Origin of the sequence: Fluviicola sp. (genome assembly GCF_039596355.1) — a bacterium.
In the GTDB taxonomy this organism is placed as follows: Bacteria; Bacteroidota; Bacteroidia; order Flavobacteriales_D; family Crocinitomicaceae; genus Fluviicola.
Window position 1 is genome coordinate 841836 of record NZ_JBCNJW010000001.1, and the last position, 14340, is coordinate 856175.

Below are 14340 nucleotides of genomic sequence, written 5' to 3' on the forward strand. Positions count from 1 at the left end.
AACGAATCTATAATTCAAACTATAATAAATCGAGGTCATTAAAGTATATTCTCCGGAGTTCTTGATAAATTTTTCGGATGTTTTCATTTCCATTTTCCTCTACCCATTTTGACATTTCCTTTACATTCATATTTCTGAATTTATAGACACCAATTAGGTGGTGAAAATCATCATTTGTTAGAGGCTCACCATTATTATTATTTAGAAATGCGATAGACAGTTTTTTTGAAATTGTTCGGTGGTCTTTGATTACTCCATAAACCATTAAGCTTTTGAACAAAAAGATGAGTGCAATAAGATGAGAATTCCATACAACTTTGGACTTGAAATTAACTCGCACACTATTTCTTTGGAATAAACAGATGAAAGCCTCTAGATCTTCTTCATTAATAAACTTTTCTTGAACCAGAAATTTTCCAAGACGGTTTAATTTTCGAGTGGCATTAATTGGTTTATTATTAAGCTTAATACCGTCAACAAGATAATGGAATGGAGGTTCGTCTTTTGATGTATTCTTATTTAAAGGTTCCGGAACTGGTATGAGTGATTTTTCGATATTACTCACTTCATTTTTATCTTTTAGAATTCGTTCTTGCAATAACAGAGTCATGTCTTCAATTTCTAATTGAACCTTAGTCCAATACATATTCTTTCTTGAAAGAAGAAACTGAAACAATCTCTTATACTGGATAATCTTTAATTCGAGATCAATTGTTGAATTGATGGGATTTAAGAATTCTTGTTTTCTGATTTCTGCATGCAATTCATCAAATAGTTTTTCATATTTGAAAAAAAGTACCTTTCTAATAAAAAGTGGTCTCCAATCTGTGATTGGCCAGGGTATCGTTTTTCCAATGATTAGATTGTTTTTCCGAATGATGAAATTGGATCTCAAATAGTGATCATTTGATTTCAGGAATAATTTTTCATCTTCGTAAAAAAGGCGCAAATATTCTCCTGGAGAACTGTATTTTAAAACCTTCATGAGTTTCAAAAACTTCTTCCAATCTTTTTGAAGAATTTCTTGGGTTAATTGTGAATAGTTATTTTCGGTTTCTTGGGTATTCATTTATGTCCTGTCAAAGGATGAAAGTAGCGAACTATTTCTTAAAAAGATCTTCCAATGTTAATCCATGAGCATCCAGGATCTGAATCAATGTAGAAACCCTCATATTCTCACCTTTTTCATAGCGACCGTAATTTGCTCTATTTATTCCTTTATCGAAAGCAAATGTTTCATAACTGGAATAGCCGCTTTTGATGCGAAGTTCTTTAAGCTTTTGACCTAAAGTGATCAATTGTTGCTTTTGTTTTTCGCTCAATTCTGCCTTTAGTTGCTCCTTTGATTTTTCCTTCGAATCCATGAACCAAAGAAAAATATTGTACGTCGTAATAATTACGTTGAATATAATACGCTAAAAACAGCGCTTTTTCATATATTTGACCAAATTTTGAAGATCATGTACAAGGTCAGATATTCAGATTCCGAGAAACAGGAAATATTGAAAGAACGCAATACTACTGGGATTAGCGTGAGAGAAATTTGCGAGAAATATGGAATTACGGTCCAAACGTTTTACGCTTGGAGAACCAGGCTGTCCATCCCTTTGCCAGCATTCTCGTCTGAACCTGGAATGAAATCAAAATCCGATTTACCGAATCCAATTGAAGAAGAAAACAAAACTCTGAGAAGGCTTTACATCAACCTTTCAGAACACAATTATCAATTAGCCAAATTCCTCGAAAAATGAAATCAATAACCAAATTTTTAACCCTATTCCCTATCGTATTAATACTGATTTGCTCTGTAAGCTGTAGGGAGAAACGCTTGCTCAAATTGTCTGATGGAACCTTTGAAAAGCCCTACCCGTCCCCTTGTATTTATACAGATAGTTCCACTCAAATTTTCTATGAAACAACAAAACTATGGATTGATAGTAAAGAGGAAGTATTGTCCTGGAAAGGTGGAACTACCGGAGGAACAGTTGATATCAAGTTGGCTAAATCAGACCGGGGAAGAAAAGACGAACTTCGTTTAAGTATAAACGCAGATAGTGCTTTCAACTATATGCTTCCTCCTGGAGCAATACCAAATCATGAATTATTGAGAAACTCCAGGATCTATATTATTCCAATTAAAAGGGCAATGACGATGAGTATTGTAATTGATGGTCAGGAAACGAATTATTATTTTGTGAGTTATTGATCAACAGAATTCAAAGGGTAGAGTTATCCCTACCCTTTACCTTTATGACATTCAGCTAAAGCGACATATTGATTGAGTAACCAATCCTATATTCTAAAGAATCACTTTCTAATTCATTAGAAATATCTACTTCCTCAAGTACTAGTTTAATACTTCGATCATCTGTATACACATCTTTAGCTTCGGGCATTTTTAAACCCGAAAGCTGTTCAATAAGGGAAACATTAACTTGATAAGTATCAGCGTCTTTAAAATTTAAAAATAGTCTATCTTCAATGTTATCTGATTCGAGTTCGAAGGCTGATTGATTAATAATTTTATTATCTTTTAGTAAGCTTCGCTGACTCATAATAAAGCCAACTCGATAGTGATTTCCATCACTTTTTGGAAAAACTACGACTTTCCAAAACAGTATTGGTATTCTTACTGATTCGGAATCTACTTTTGTAACAAAAATAGGGTTCTTGTCGCTCAAAATTGGTCCTGTAAAAACACAAACACGCAGCTTATGTTCTTTAGTTTCTGAATGTAGAATATAGTCTTCTAAGCTTCTCCAAACAACTTGATTTAAATCTTTATGTTGCGGCACAGCGTTACTGTAAAAAAAGGTAGAATCCGCAGCTGCAGATGCGATAGCATCTGATTCGCCCCATTGAACATCTTCTCTTTTTGTCATGTGACCACGATCGAAATCACTCCTTGCAGCACTATACAATGTCTTTCCCCATTGGTATTTTTTTACGCGGTCGTCATCTCTCCAGTTATCTTTTCGAGGTCGATTTCTAAAATCTTTGCCATTCATATTAGTGGCTGTGAAAAACGGAAATTTATGGGAAACCGATAACATCAAGCTGTAATTAATATAATTGACAATTCCATCTGGATTTCCATCTACTGGAGCAAGATCGGATCTTTGATCTTCGCTAAGAATTGGCATTTCTACATTTTTTCCAGTTTGTAAAAAATCTGATTTGTAGCCTGTGAATAGTGTTTCATTTTTCATATGTGTAGATATTTAAGATTGCTGTTTTTCCTTTATGAAGTCTATAATCTTATTAATATGAATTCCTTCATTTCGGGATTTAAAACCATTTGGTAATGAAGGTTCATCGGATTTGATGCTTCCACCGCTATGGTGAAGAGCAACAACTTCCCATGACGAATTAAATACTGGGGAACCAGAAGAACCTTTTAAAGTATCAGTAAGATATTGTACTCGTTTCTCATCAATATTTGTAACAACGTTGTGGTAAAGAGATATTTGTTTCATTTGACCTCCAGGATGCTGAACAATATTTACAAAATCATTTTTACTGATATTTGTTTGGAAGAGCGGAATAAATCCAAATTCTTTTAGTTCTTCATTGTTAGCAATAAGTTTAAAAATTGTAACATCGTAATCCTCTACAGGAGAGCAAATCCATGGACCATTGGGGTCGATCTTAAAACTTTTAGATGCTTTAGAATTACCATCAATATCCAATTCATAATTGAAAATGATTCGCGTTTGGGGAATTTTATTTGTTTTACTGATCACATGATAATTTGTCATGAAGAAAGTTTCTTCCTGCCCTTCTAGTCTGAAGAGGAAACCAGAACCAACATCACAATTAGCTCCATTTTTTATTTCCACTTTACCCACAGATCTACTGCGAAGAATTCCCTGTTCTAGAAAATTAATCGGAAGAAGAGTACTGATTTCTAATGTAAGTACCTCGAGAGTATCTTCAGAAATAGGCTCCCATTGTGAGATTTCATCAATATGAGGGCTTAATGAGTAGTTGATTTCGGGGTTTTCTACAGCTGTTTTTAGGAATGGGTCATCAGGATATTTAATTTGTACAGCTTTAATAAGATCGTCCACTTTGCCATTTTTGTTAGCCTCAGAGATCACATTATTCCATATATCTAATGGAGTACCGGTTTGAACTAACATAGAAGGTTTAAGCCCTGCATCTTTTGCATATCTCATTATTCCTTCAGGAGATGTTACTAAATCACCAAGTACATCATTTAATTGAGTTAGTTTCTTTGTCCAAGTCATTATTCAAAAATATTTGGGTATTCAACAATAATTCGATCAATTAATTCTTCAATTATATTTTTTTGTAAACAATAATCAACTAATTGGGCTGACATTCTTGCAGGAGCATCGTCGACTAAAAGAGCTCTGCTCATTCCTGCCATGGTGGCTAATCTTTTAATTGAATCCTTAGAATCGTAATGCTTGGGCAACCCAATTAATAGTTCTTCGATAGTAGTTTCTTTAAAACTGGTATTCCTGATTCGAGCATTAATTAAATTTAGTTGTGCTCTATCACCAGTAGATTGTAAATCTTGAGGGGATGAATATTGTGTTTCGAAATATGGTTCTACGGTGTTAGGATTTATTAAATATTGACCATTCCGATTTTCTTTTTGGGAATAAGATTTAAAAAAACTGTTTATATATTCTCGATCGGGTTCATCTTTTCCTTTGTCTTCAACGGTTAGATAAACATAATCATATAATAAAGCATCACCTTTTTCATACTCCATTATGGAAAAAGGGTGGTAAATCATAGGTGCCCCCTTACGAATAACTTGTATTTTATTTGGCGAATCGATTATTAAAAAACCTCTTGGAATACCACTTGTTGAAGGGAAACGTTTGGACCATTCAGTATCAAGTTGTTGCCACCTTGCTCCCTTTATATCTACAATATCTCCTTGTTGAATGTTCAGTATTTCTAAAACACTACGAAAAATTAAAAGGGGAATACCAGTTGATGCATTACATCCGGCACTAACAGACATTAATACGTTACCATTAATATCAGGAGACAACAATATCGTTCCAATACCACCCAAAACTTTTTTCGATTTACCTGGGGGATTAAATTCAATCCAATTACGACTTTGTTCAAAAACATCATTTGGAGAATGACGTCTCAAAATTGCGGAATAATCGGCCCAATATAATCCTGGAACTCTCGCCACCCATTCAGAAACAATAAAACGATGTAACTCAATTTTTTTGTTCCAATAGCTTTTAGGTTTACTGATTATTCTTCTCCAGAACTCTTCATCAGTAGCAAAATCATGATAACCATCTTGTTCGTCATTTATAGAATAATTGGTGTCATGGGATATTGAATAGTTCTCTATCGTTTCAATTATCCTAGTGGTTTTATAAGCATTTGAAAGACTCATAGTATAGTGGTTTATGTTTAAATGAAATCCTTTCTTATCTCGAATAAGATTTTAAAGTTATCATTTTCAGGATATTGTCGATTAATTTCAGTCAATAAATTATTTATAGATATTTCTTTTTTATTTTCTCTTCGAAGACGACGAAGAGCATCATTCCAAAGATCAGAGGTGGTTCCATTCATTCTTAAATCGGCTTCTTTACCTCCTGATCTAGTCCATATTGTTACAGATGATTGAGGGTTTGTGTATAAACTCAAGATAACTTCTTCAACTGCTTGCCACCACTGGTCTTCTGTAATATTCATTCCAGTTAAAATACCTGAGTGTATTAGCTTAATTTTCTTGAATAAACCCAATAAATTATAACAGTTAACTAATGCGGAACGCCAAGTATTATGTTTATTGGATTTATCATAGATTACATTAGCAGTATTTCTAAAATTCTTGTGATGAACTAAGTTTCCCAATCTGGTTGCCTGAGCGGCATTTATTGGTTGAGGGTATCGAGAGATGTAATCTGCTAAGGCCTGATCATTCATGAAGTTGATTCGTTCATAAACGGTCAGTATAAAATCAATGTCAGATTCACTTTTAGCTATTGATGTTTTTAAATATTCATCACTAGATATGTAGTTTTTAAGATCATTTTCCAGACTCTTAAGGTCAAATGTTGAGCTTTTGATTATTGAATCTGAAGTTGCTTGGAGAAATTGATTTTTGACATCAAATGATAAGTGTTTCCAAATTGAAGTTCTTTTTTCATGATCGGAAATATCTGCAAAGTTGCTTTTCGAAATTGCTTTGACTAATTCAGTTGGAATATTAATTCCATGTGACAATTCAGTTATGACTTTTTCAATCTTTTCAGGTAAATTATTAATACCTAGACCTAAATCTTTTGTTTGTTCAATACTTCTTCCCCATATTTCCAGCCATGTGGGATTATTTGGTTTAAGATCATTAAGAAGTAATGAATTAGATACAGTACGATCAGCAAACTTATCAATGAAATAACTTTCTTTTTTTTGGAGTGTTAGATTCAGTAAATCAGAATCAGAAACCTTAAGGAGTATAGCAGAAGTTCCTGTTTTGTCTGTATCGTTTTTTTCTAGTGAAAATAGTTCTAATAAAGCTTCTTTTGGCTTTAAATAAATTTGAATTAAATGAGCGTAAAGAAGATACCACTTGTTATTTTTAACTCTTGCTGCAAGATGTTTTGCTAATTCAACTGGAATTTGAGTGGGAACAGTTTTTAATAATGAATTCTCATCAATTGCCTTTCCAATAGTTAGAAAGGAATATATTGCTTCAGAGGATTCTTTTGATTTGGTTAGTATCTTCCAAACATTTTTTAATGGGGTTTTTTCGGTGAAGTTCCCGATTTTATTAAATGATTTTATAGCTTCCTTATACCACCAATTTATTAACTGCTCTTTTGCAATGTCTATTGCAATTTCTGAAATTAGATTAATATTGAAATCCTTTTCTTTATAAAACTCTTTGTCAATTTGTTGAGATAGACCTTCGCCAATTTGTTTTTCTCCTAAATGATATGCTTCCAATGGAATATTTCTCAGTGATTTTAGATTTACCTCACTTCCATCAATTAGTCTCTTCTTTAATTCCAAGATCAATTTTGTCTTTATGGGGTGCCCATTTTGAGATTTTGGTGATATCTTGGCCACTTGTCGTATCAATTGTTTTAACGCGTCATTGCTCAAGTTTTGAAAATCCTTGTATGAATCGAATGCTCGCGCTGAAAGATCTATAATATTCCAGTTATCTATGACAATATTAAGTTCACTTATGAATGAATGAAATTCATTGTTTTCTTTTTGCAATAGAATATACTCCTGGGCAGTTGAATAGGTATTTACTATGGGGGAGTTATCAATTTGATCGGAAACAAACTGTTTATTATTGAGTTGTTGAACAAGATCTTTTTGAAAGAATAAAAATGTTTTTGACACATCAATATTGTTTCCTGAAAATCCAACCGTATAAGATATTTTAGATCGCATTAAGGTTGGAACACCTCTCCATATAAGTTTAATCAATTTCAAAAAGACTTCTTGTTCTCCACAAAATACAACGGGTAATTGTCCGGAAAACAATTGCTCTAATACTTTGGTAGTGAATGGAGGGAATTTCTCTTCAAGATTGTTCTTTTCTGATTGAGAAAGCGTTATGATCTCCAAATTTCTATTTGCGTCAGGAATCTGGGATACAAAATGATCAAATAAATCATTTATAGTGGATATATTCTCAATATCCTTTGCTAAAACAATTAAAGCATGAGTAAAAACCATTCCGGACCGTTTCGCACTATAATCTGGAAATGTCAGTGTCACGATATAGTAATTCCCATAACTGGTTGCTGAATAGTAAGGTTCCATTTTTATTCCTGCCGGAACTTGGCCAGGACGATCAGTAAACCGAGTTAAAAAAGCATTTAATTCTTTATCAACAATAGTTGAAACGATACAACTATGTGACTGATTAACTTCGCCATAAAAGGCTTGTTGCACTAGTATTGGATCACTTGTTTTCAACGAAAGATGCAATTGTTAATGTCAAATCATTTTTCTTTTCGCCAATATTATTGATAATATATCCGAAATTTTCAGGACCTTTTTTTATAAAATCCATGTCTGGTGTTTCGTTTGATAACGATTTTTCCGTTGATGAAAGACCAATGACTTGAAAAGCGTTCTTTTCCCATGTAGTTTGAATAAAATCGTAAAGTCCTGGTAATTTTTTAGCTAGTATTTCTCTAGGTAATTCTTTCTGCTCTTTTTTAGTTAGTAAATCCCAACAAGAAATAACTACAGACAACTTTGGAGTATTTACTAAGCTTTTTTTAGAAACTTGTTTAGCAAAGATCAATATTTGAAGGAGTTCAATATAAAATGCAATATCAGACAATTTCATTGGATTTTTATCTGAGTTTCGTAGCTGCAATATTTCTTGATTTGGGATACCTCGATTTACAATATCTTCAATAAGAACGATTTCATGCAATCTGATAAATAAAAGCCAAGAATTACTTTTTTCTATCTGCTCCTTCCATATTTGGTTAAGACGTCTATCATTAACGATAGATTTAATTTGTTCTCCACCGTAATCAGGGAAAGTGAAAGTTGATTTGATACCATTTTCGTCTTCAATTTGAAGCTCAAGTGTTTTGTGCATATCTACGTGTGTGTGACCTGCAGACTTACCTTCATTGAGTTTATCCCATACTTCTTTAAATATTGTAATGTCTTCAGGTTGAGAAATCATTTTAAAATGGTTAGAACGGGTGTTTAGCCTTCCATATAATTGACCGCCAAAGTGTGTTTTACCTGAATTAGGTCCTCCAATAATCAATATTGTATTTTCTTCGTTTAATGCCATAATTATCTTTTTGAAAGAAAGAGATCATTGGAATCGATTCGAACAATCTCTGGTAAAATATTGTTTTGATCCGAACGTGTAGTAATTATCCAGTGAATACTGTTAAGTATATTTTCTTGAAATTTCTTATCTCCCTCATTTCTAACACTTGTCTCAAATTCTTTGTAATGTTCGATATGAGAATTTTGGATGTGATTTGAAATCTGGTGTTTGATATCTGTGTCAATTTGAATGTCTGATTTCGACCATATTAGTCCAAATGGTCGTGAATCTAGACCTTGTTTTAATCTATCTGCAACTGCTTTTGTTTGTTGCCGTGCTCTTCCTAATTGTGTTCCTGACAACATTTCACAGTCTGCAAATAACAAGAAAGCATCTGCAAATTCATGAATCCAGTTTGCTCCTTTAGCATTAGGATCTTTACTGTTAGTCGTCCAATGATCAAACCATTCACCAGGAGCATCGGTAAAGACTAGTTCTTTCTTATCTCCATTCGGATTCCTTAGAGATAAATGCAACATACCTGGAATACGACCTGAATTACTGCTTGTATGTGGTGGAAATTGAATATTATTATGCTGTTTCCAACTCAAGTACCAAGCTATATTTTCCCAACCAATTAGAGTTAAGGATCCTGAAAAAGTATAATCGCCAACTTTATGACCATTTCGAAGTAAACAATAAAGCGTTGCTAAAAAAGTTGTCTTACCCGCACTAGCAACTCCAGATATTCCGATTAATGTAACTGGAGAAGAAGATCCAAGAAAGTTTAGATCTTTTAGCCCAAATGCATTGCCTGTCCATGGTATACGAATATAAAATTCATCTTCCTCTTCGATAGTATTTTCCTTTGGCTGTTCTGTGTGTGAATAATATTTACACTCAGTCAGGATATTACAGCCTTCATGATTACACCCAGTTTCTAGTGGATAACAATCTTCTTTTGAACAAGTTCCAGCCATTTAATTATTTTTTTTGAGTTAAATGAAATGTCATCCAGTCATTAAGCATTATAACTGCAATATCGGAAAAGGATGTTTGTTCATTTTTATCGATTCCGGTATACTTTTTAAAGGAGTCAATTTTCACCTTGTCATAAGCAAGCAGTCCAATAAAATCAATAACAGCAATTCTTTTTTCCTTTACCTCGGCTTCTGAAAAATAATTTTTCAAAATTACCTTATTAGATTCTTGTTCAAGCTCTTTCAATAGTTTTTCAAAAGTGAGTTTTTCGTCGGCGGAATCATTAAGTAATAACAAAGTATCTTTCAATAAATAATTTACACTTACTGGAACAATTGCTGGTAATTGCATATAAAGATCTTTAGCCAAAACAATAGGTTGCAAAACCTTTTCAATTGTACGATAGCTATCTTTTAACGAAGCAGAATACAAGGTTTCTTTCCACCACAATAGTTTGCTGCGTCTTTCCACCGATTGGATTGATGTAAAGGATTCTTTTAGTGACTGATCTAGAGATTTTTTGAAATCCGTAAAGAATTTATTTACAGAGGCTTCTACCGAGGATAGATCTAATGATTCCGTTGCTTTGTTAGCTGCAGTTTCGATCGCTTTCGAAATTCCCTCTGAAGCTAAATTTGCAAACGAATTTGACCAGTCATTTTGATTGTGGTATGGGTTGTATCCATTAGTTGATTGATTTGTTGATTGTGCAAGACTTTGTTTTAAAGATTCTTTACCAACTGTGACTTTTGTTGATTTTAATCCCTCTATTTTTAAAGTTCCAATTTTAATTTTTGGTTCTTCATCGATTAAAGACCATTCTTCTATTGCATTCCTTTCAGCTAATTCAGCTAATTCTGTTAAAATCGAATCTACTGTAACCTTTTCCCTGCCCAATTTTGCATAGGGGTAAAAATTACTGGCTGTTAAGTATATAATCCGTGCTATTTTAGAATCATTAATACCAACATTATATAAAGCATGAAGTATAACAGACCTAAGTATTGATATTGGTCTTTCTGAAAATTTAGCACGGAGTGCCTTCCAATTTGAAGCCACGATCGTCTCGACTTCTTCCAATACAGGATCATTTTCATTAATTTCGGGATCTAAACCGACGAGAATGTAGCTTGGTAAGAGTGAGATGTTTTTCTTGAGATGTTTTTCTAAATCACTGATAGATTTTTCAACATTAGCAAGTCTTTCGTCGTTATCTCCGATATCTAAAAGACCAGCTTGTAATAGCGGTTGTAAGTATTTATTTTCCATATTTTATTTGATGAGTTATTGAGTGCTATATTAATAGAGGGAAGAATCAGGAAAAGATTCTTGAGTAGTTATATTACAATAAAAGGGAGTATAGTTTATGTATTTGGGTGTAGTAATAGTATACATAGAATAATGGTTATTAATTAATCAACTAATTTAATGTTTTTCAGAATTGATGATTGCGGAATATCAAAATGTTTTTAGTTTCTCATTTGAATAGTTCCTCAGCCGAGAATCAATCAAAATCAACTCCTTTATTAATCTCCATATATGTTTTTTTCTTTACCTCATGAAATTTTCTCCAAGTTTTACGATGCTGTTTTGCGATTGTATCATCACCATTAATGCTTTTCATAACACTATTTGCTTTGTTCAAATAACTTAAGAAGTTTCCCCAGTCCTGTTGAGTTGATCGAATATAGCTATCCGGTCTTTTAGGGTCAACTAACCATTTCAAACGTCGTTTGGCTCCGAGATGAGTAAACCTTTTGTATAAACGTGTTTCGAAAAGTGAGTTTGAAGGTATATGAGATTTCTTTGCAAAGTGAGCACCTCTTCTAAATGAACGTTTCATTGTCCGATAGAACTTTGAAAATCCTGCAGTTTTAACTCTCACTTTAGAACCATCATAAACAAAACCTAAATATTCTAATTGTTTATTAGGATTTACAATATCATTTTCTACAATACCTCCTTTAAATTCAGAATATTGGTTTAATTCATATCTATAAATGTTGGTTTTTTTAGGCTGAATATCAAGATTTGCTTTTGTTTCAATTTCTTCCCGGATTAATTTATAAAAATGATCTTCATCTTTGCGATCACAAATGATTATCATATCATCACTATAGCGCTGATAATAAGCATTTCTAGAATCGGATTTAGTCTCGTTATACACCCGTTCATCAAAATCTAACATATAAATATTGGCTAGAGTTGCACTAATTGGAGTTCCTTGTGGAATACCTCTTAACAGACTTTTACCACGAGAAGTTCTTTCTGCATTATTATTTGGTTTGTCAAATCGAATAAGATTCGTTGCCTCAGAGAAAAATTCATCTTTATTGCAAAATGCTACAACTTTTTCGTGTCGCATATTTTGAATTTTACTTACAAATTTTCTCTTAAGTTCTTTTTGTTTAATGTCGTTAGGCTTAAATCTCTCTATTATTAATTTGTGTCGAAAACGCTTGAACAATTCATTTTCATTAACATATCGTTTGGCAACAAGATTCTTATAAACGGCATAATGATCATCTGGTAAATTATTTAATTGTAGAATTCGTTTCCATTGTTTATGAAGGAGTTTGTGATCTAAATTGTCAAAAAATGAAGTTACATCAGCAACAATAATTGAAAGTTGTCTGTTCTTATTTTCCTCTATGAATTTGATAGCCTCATAAGCGAATTCGATATTGCATTTATTTCCCTTTTTTCCTTTCTCAATTTCAATTTTTCTGTAAGCTACGGCAACTGAATTGTAAGATTTGTCCCCTAAAAAATCTTCATACGCTTTAGTTAGAAGATTACTATAGTAGCTATAGATTATGGAATCCAAATGTGATGCAAAGTAAATATGACGCTCTTTAGGATCTTTAACTGTACGAATACGCTTACGACTTTTGTTTTTTTTGGAGTTTTTATCAGGACGAAATTTTCTTTGGTTAATCACTCGGTGAAGAAGTGGTGAAAATTTGTGAACGGCAATTTTATTTGGATTTAAAACATACCTTTTAATCCATTCTCCATCCTTTACTCTATTCAATGGTTCCCCAATATGAGGGTACTTTTTAAACTTTAACCAGTCGTCGTCTTTTAGTTCCATAAGAAAAAAAATATAGCCGGTCGTGGCTTACCTATTGGTAGATACATGCCTGATGTTGCTTTTCGTTTTCACTATGTACAACGCCACTCATTAATAGAATGAGATTCATATCTTTGCTAATAACTATCAATATGACAGCGATAACAGAAGTCGAACCAGGAATAAGTCTATTCGCCATATCAGCGACACATCTTCTTGCTAAATGTGTTCTGATTTGGAAAATCAGAATTACGCCTCACACGTCAGCCAAAATCTGCGTGTGGAAACACTTACGTGCACTTACATAAAACGTATCTACCGGTCTTGTCCCGGCTATATTTAATAATTGTAGTCACAAATCATTCCAAACTATTACAAGAGTAAAGTTCTGTCAAAATCACATTATACAACTGACTAATTGTCACATTTTGAGCAGGTTGAATGTCATGTCTGACAGATGTTATCCAATATTATAAATCATCTATTAGGTAATTCCTCTTCCTGGCCAAAAATCTCATTCCAAGGTATTAGGTAATTCTTCTCCGGAACTAATTAAATCTTTGACTGGTAGCGCATTCCACCAATTTTCGCATTCCACACGAAAACGATCCCAAAAAGTCGATTCCACTTTTTAAGTCAAATCATTGAAAGTTCCGGAAAGCCTTTTGAGTATTGGGATTTAGGCGTTTTAAGATCGGGACCAATTCCACATTCTTAATTAACCACTACACAATCTTTAAACGATAGGATGACTCTTTGAAAATCGTCTTCAGATGGCAAAACTCCATTATGTGCAACAATATTCCTCGTCTTCTCAAGCTCTTCCAATCTCAATTCCACAAACTTGATGTCGTGGATTACCGCAGAAAATTGGTCTGGAAACTTTCTAATAATTGATACGAGATCTGACCAATCTAAGTAGTATAAAGGTGAACCAGCTCCTCGTGGACTTAACCATTTGTTCTTTTCCTCCTTTTGTTTTCTTTCAGTATATTTTTTAGACATACTAGAATTAGCTGCTTGATCCCACCATTGTGAACCCAAGGTGTTTGTCAAAGTATTTTCAATGAGTCTTCGTGCCGAATTTTCATAACAATGTATAATTACATATAGTTCTGCCATTTTATGAGCGGCTTGCACATCCACTAGTTCTATAAAAGGTGCTTCTAGTAAGTTTAAACTTGTTGAAACCGAAGGTTCCTGTGATTCAAAAAGAGAGCCATGAGACTGATCATATTCTAGTTTAACGCTACGTACAAGCTTAAACAAACCTGTCTTTGCTCCTTTGGTGATCCTTCTGGATTTTTGAAGATCACGTTTTAAGTATGTTGGATTATACTTTGGAAGAGAAACCATTGAAAAGTATTCATTTATTGTCGAAGCATCACACCCATTTTCATCGCCTGTAATTTTACTATGAAACCAAATAAATCCAATAGCAATTTCAAGCTTGGTAAGATCTTGAATCTTTGTACGCTCACAAAATATCTCTAATGTGTCTTTTTGCATC

13 protein-coding genes are annotated in these 14340 nt (G+C 33.2%); 2 read left to right on the forward strand and 11 right to left on the reverse strand.

Going from position 1 to position 14340, the window contains the following annotated elements; translation table 11 throughout:
- Positions 1 to 19: 19 nt before the first annotated feature.
- Both ABDV94_RS03465 and ABDV94_RS03470 read right to left on the reverse strand, forming a co-directional pair.
- Complete coding sequence (locus ABDV94_RS03465) at positions 20 to 1069, reverse strand: hypothetical protein (protein WP_343604795.1); 1050 nt, start codon at positions 1067 to 1069, stop codon at positions 20 to 22.
- 31 nt (positions 1070 to 1100) lie between these two features.
- The gene (locus ABDV94_RS03470) at positions 1101 to 1364 is read right to left on the reverse strand and encodes a helix-turn-helix transcriptional regulator (protein ID WP_343604796.1); all 264 of its coding nucleotides are present in this window, start codon (positions 1362 to 1364) and stop codon (positions 1101 to 1103) included.
- Positions 1365 to 1460: 96 nt separating this feature from the next.
- Between ABDV94_RS03470 and ABDV94_RS03475 the strand changes: the two genes are divergently transcribed.
- Both ABDV94_RS03475 and ABDV94_RS03480 read left to right on the forward strand, forming a co-directional pair.
- Positions 1461 to 1751, forward strand: coding sequence for a transposase (locus tag ABDV94_RS03475; RefSeq protein ID WP_343604797.1), 291 nt, complete (start codon positions 1461 to 1463; stop codon positions 1749 to 1751).
- On the forward strand, positions 1748 to 2206 hold the full coding sequence (locus ABDV94_RS03480) for a hypothetical protein (RefSeq protein WP_343604798.1): 459 nt from the start codon (positions 1748 to 1750) through the stop codon (positions 2204 to 2206). Before ABDV94_RS03475 ends, ABDV94_RS03480 begins: the two co-directional genes overlap by 4 nt.
- Before the next feature lie 55 nt (positions 2207 to 2261).
- On the opposite strand, the gene ABDV94_RS03485 is transcribed toward ABDV94_RS03480, so the two are convergent.
- From ABDV94_RS03485 to ABDV94_RS03525, 9 genes are all read right to left on the reverse strand, one after another.
- Positions 2262 to 3209 (reverse strand): DNA/RNA non-specific endonuclease, encoded by a 948-nt coding sequence (locus ABDV94_RS03485; protein WP_343604799.1) that lies wholly within the window; start codon positions 3207 to 3209, stop codon positions 2262 to 2264.
- Between the two features lie 12 nt (positions 3210 to 3221).
- Positions 3222 to 4250, reverse strand: a complete 1029-nt coding sequence (locus tag ABDV94_RS03490; protein ID WP_343604801.1) for a trypsin-like peptidase domain-containing protein — start codon at positions 4248 to 4250, stop codon at positions 3222 to 3224.
- Entirely contained in the window at positions 4250 to 5398 is a 1149-nt protein-coding gene (locus tag ABDV94_RS03495; protein ID WP_343604803.1) for a hypothetical protein, read from the reverse strand. Before ABDV94_RS03495 ends, ABDV94_RS03490 begins: the two co-directional genes overlap by 1 nt.
- 17 nt (positions 5399 to 5415) lie before the next feature.
- Entirely contained in the window at positions 5416 to 7950 is a 2535-nt protein-coding gene (locus ABDV94_RS03500) for an effector-associated domain EAD1-containing protein (protein ID WP_343604804.1), read from the reverse strand.
- Positions 7937 to 8794: a hypothetical protein gene (locus ABDV94_RS03505; protein WP_343604806.1), complete on the reverse strand. Its 858-nt coding sequence runs from the start codon at positions 8792 to 8794 to the stop codon at positions 7937 to 7939. The genes ABDV94_RS03500 and ABDV94_RS03505 overlap by 14 nt, the downstream gene beginning before the upstream one ends.
- 2 nt (positions 8795 to 8796) lie before the next feature.
- Entirely contained in the window at positions 8797 to 9756 is a 960-nt protein-coding gene (locus tag ABDV94_RS03510) for a hypothetical protein (RefSeq protein WP_343604808.1), read from the reverse strand.
- Positions 9757 to 9760: 4 nt separating this feature from the next.
- Positions 9761 to 11026, reverse strand: coding sequence for a GTPase-associated system all-helical protein GASH (locus tag ABDV94_RS03515; protein ID WP_343604810.1), 1266 nt, complete (start codon positions 11024 to 11026; stop codon positions 9761 to 9763).
- A gap of 235 nt (positions 11027 to 11261) precedes the next feature.
- Positions 11262 to 12851, reverse strand: a complete 1590-nt coding sequence (locus ABDV94_RS03520; protein WP_343604812.1) for a reverse transcriptase domain-containing protein — start codon at positions 12849 to 12851, stop codon at positions 11262 to 11264.
- A gap of 693 nt (positions 12852 to 13544) precedes the next feature.
- Entirely contained in the window at positions 13545 to 14339 is a 795-nt protein-coding gene (locus ABDV94_RS03525) for a Swt1 family HEPN domain-containing protein (protein WP_343604814.1), read from the reverse strand.
- Between the last annotated feature and the right edge of the window lies 1 nt (position 14340).

Coding starts and splice junctions, on each gene's coding strand:
- ABDV94_RS03490 (WP_343604801.1), bottom strand. CDS start 4,250: ATGACTTGGACAAAGAAACTAACTCAATTAAATGATGTACTTGGTGAT.
- ABDV94_RS03480 (WP_343604798.1), top strand. CDS start 1,748: ATGAAATCAATAACCAAATTTTTAACCCTATTCCCTATCGTATTAATA.
- ABDV94_RS03520 (WP_343604812.1), bottom strand. CDS start 12,851: ATGGAACTAAAAGACGACGACTGGTTAAAGTTTAAAAAGTACCCTCAT.
- ABDV94_RS03470 (WP_343604796.1), bottom strand. CDS start 1,364: ATGGATTCGAAGGAAAAATCAAAGGAGCAACTAAAGGCAGAATTGAGC.
- ABDV94_RS03515 (WP_343604810.1), bottom strand. CDS start 11,026: ATGGAAAATAAATACTTACAACCGCTATTACAAGCTGGTCTTTTAGAT.
- ABDV94_RS03510 (WP_343604808.1), bottom strand. CDS start 9,756: ATGGCTGGAACTTGTTCAAAAGAAGATTGTTATCCACTAGAAACTGGG.
- ABDV94_RS03475 (WP_343604797.1), top strand. CDS start 1,461: ATGTACAAGGTCAGATATTCAGATTCCGAGAAACAGGAAATATTGAAA.
- ABDV94_RS03485 (WP_343604799.1), bottom strand. CDS start 3,209: ATGAAAAATGAAACACTATTCACAGGCTACAAATCAGATTTTTTACAA.
- ABDV94_RS03495 (WP_343604803.1), bottom strand. CDS start 5,398: ATGAGTCTTTCAAATGCTTATAAAACCACTAGGATAATTGAAACGATA.
- ABDV94_RS03465 (WP_343604795.1), bottom strand. CDS start 1,069: ATGAATACCCAAGAAACCGAAAATAACTATTCACAATTAACCCAAGAA.
- ABDV94_RS03525 (WP_343604814.1), bottom strand. CDS start 14,339: ATGCAAAAAGACACATTAGAGATATTTTGTGAGCGTACAAAGATTCAA.
- ABDV94_RS03505 (WP_343604806.1), bottom strand. CDS start 8,794: ATGGCATTAAACGAAGAAAATACAATATTGATTATTGGAGGACCTAAT.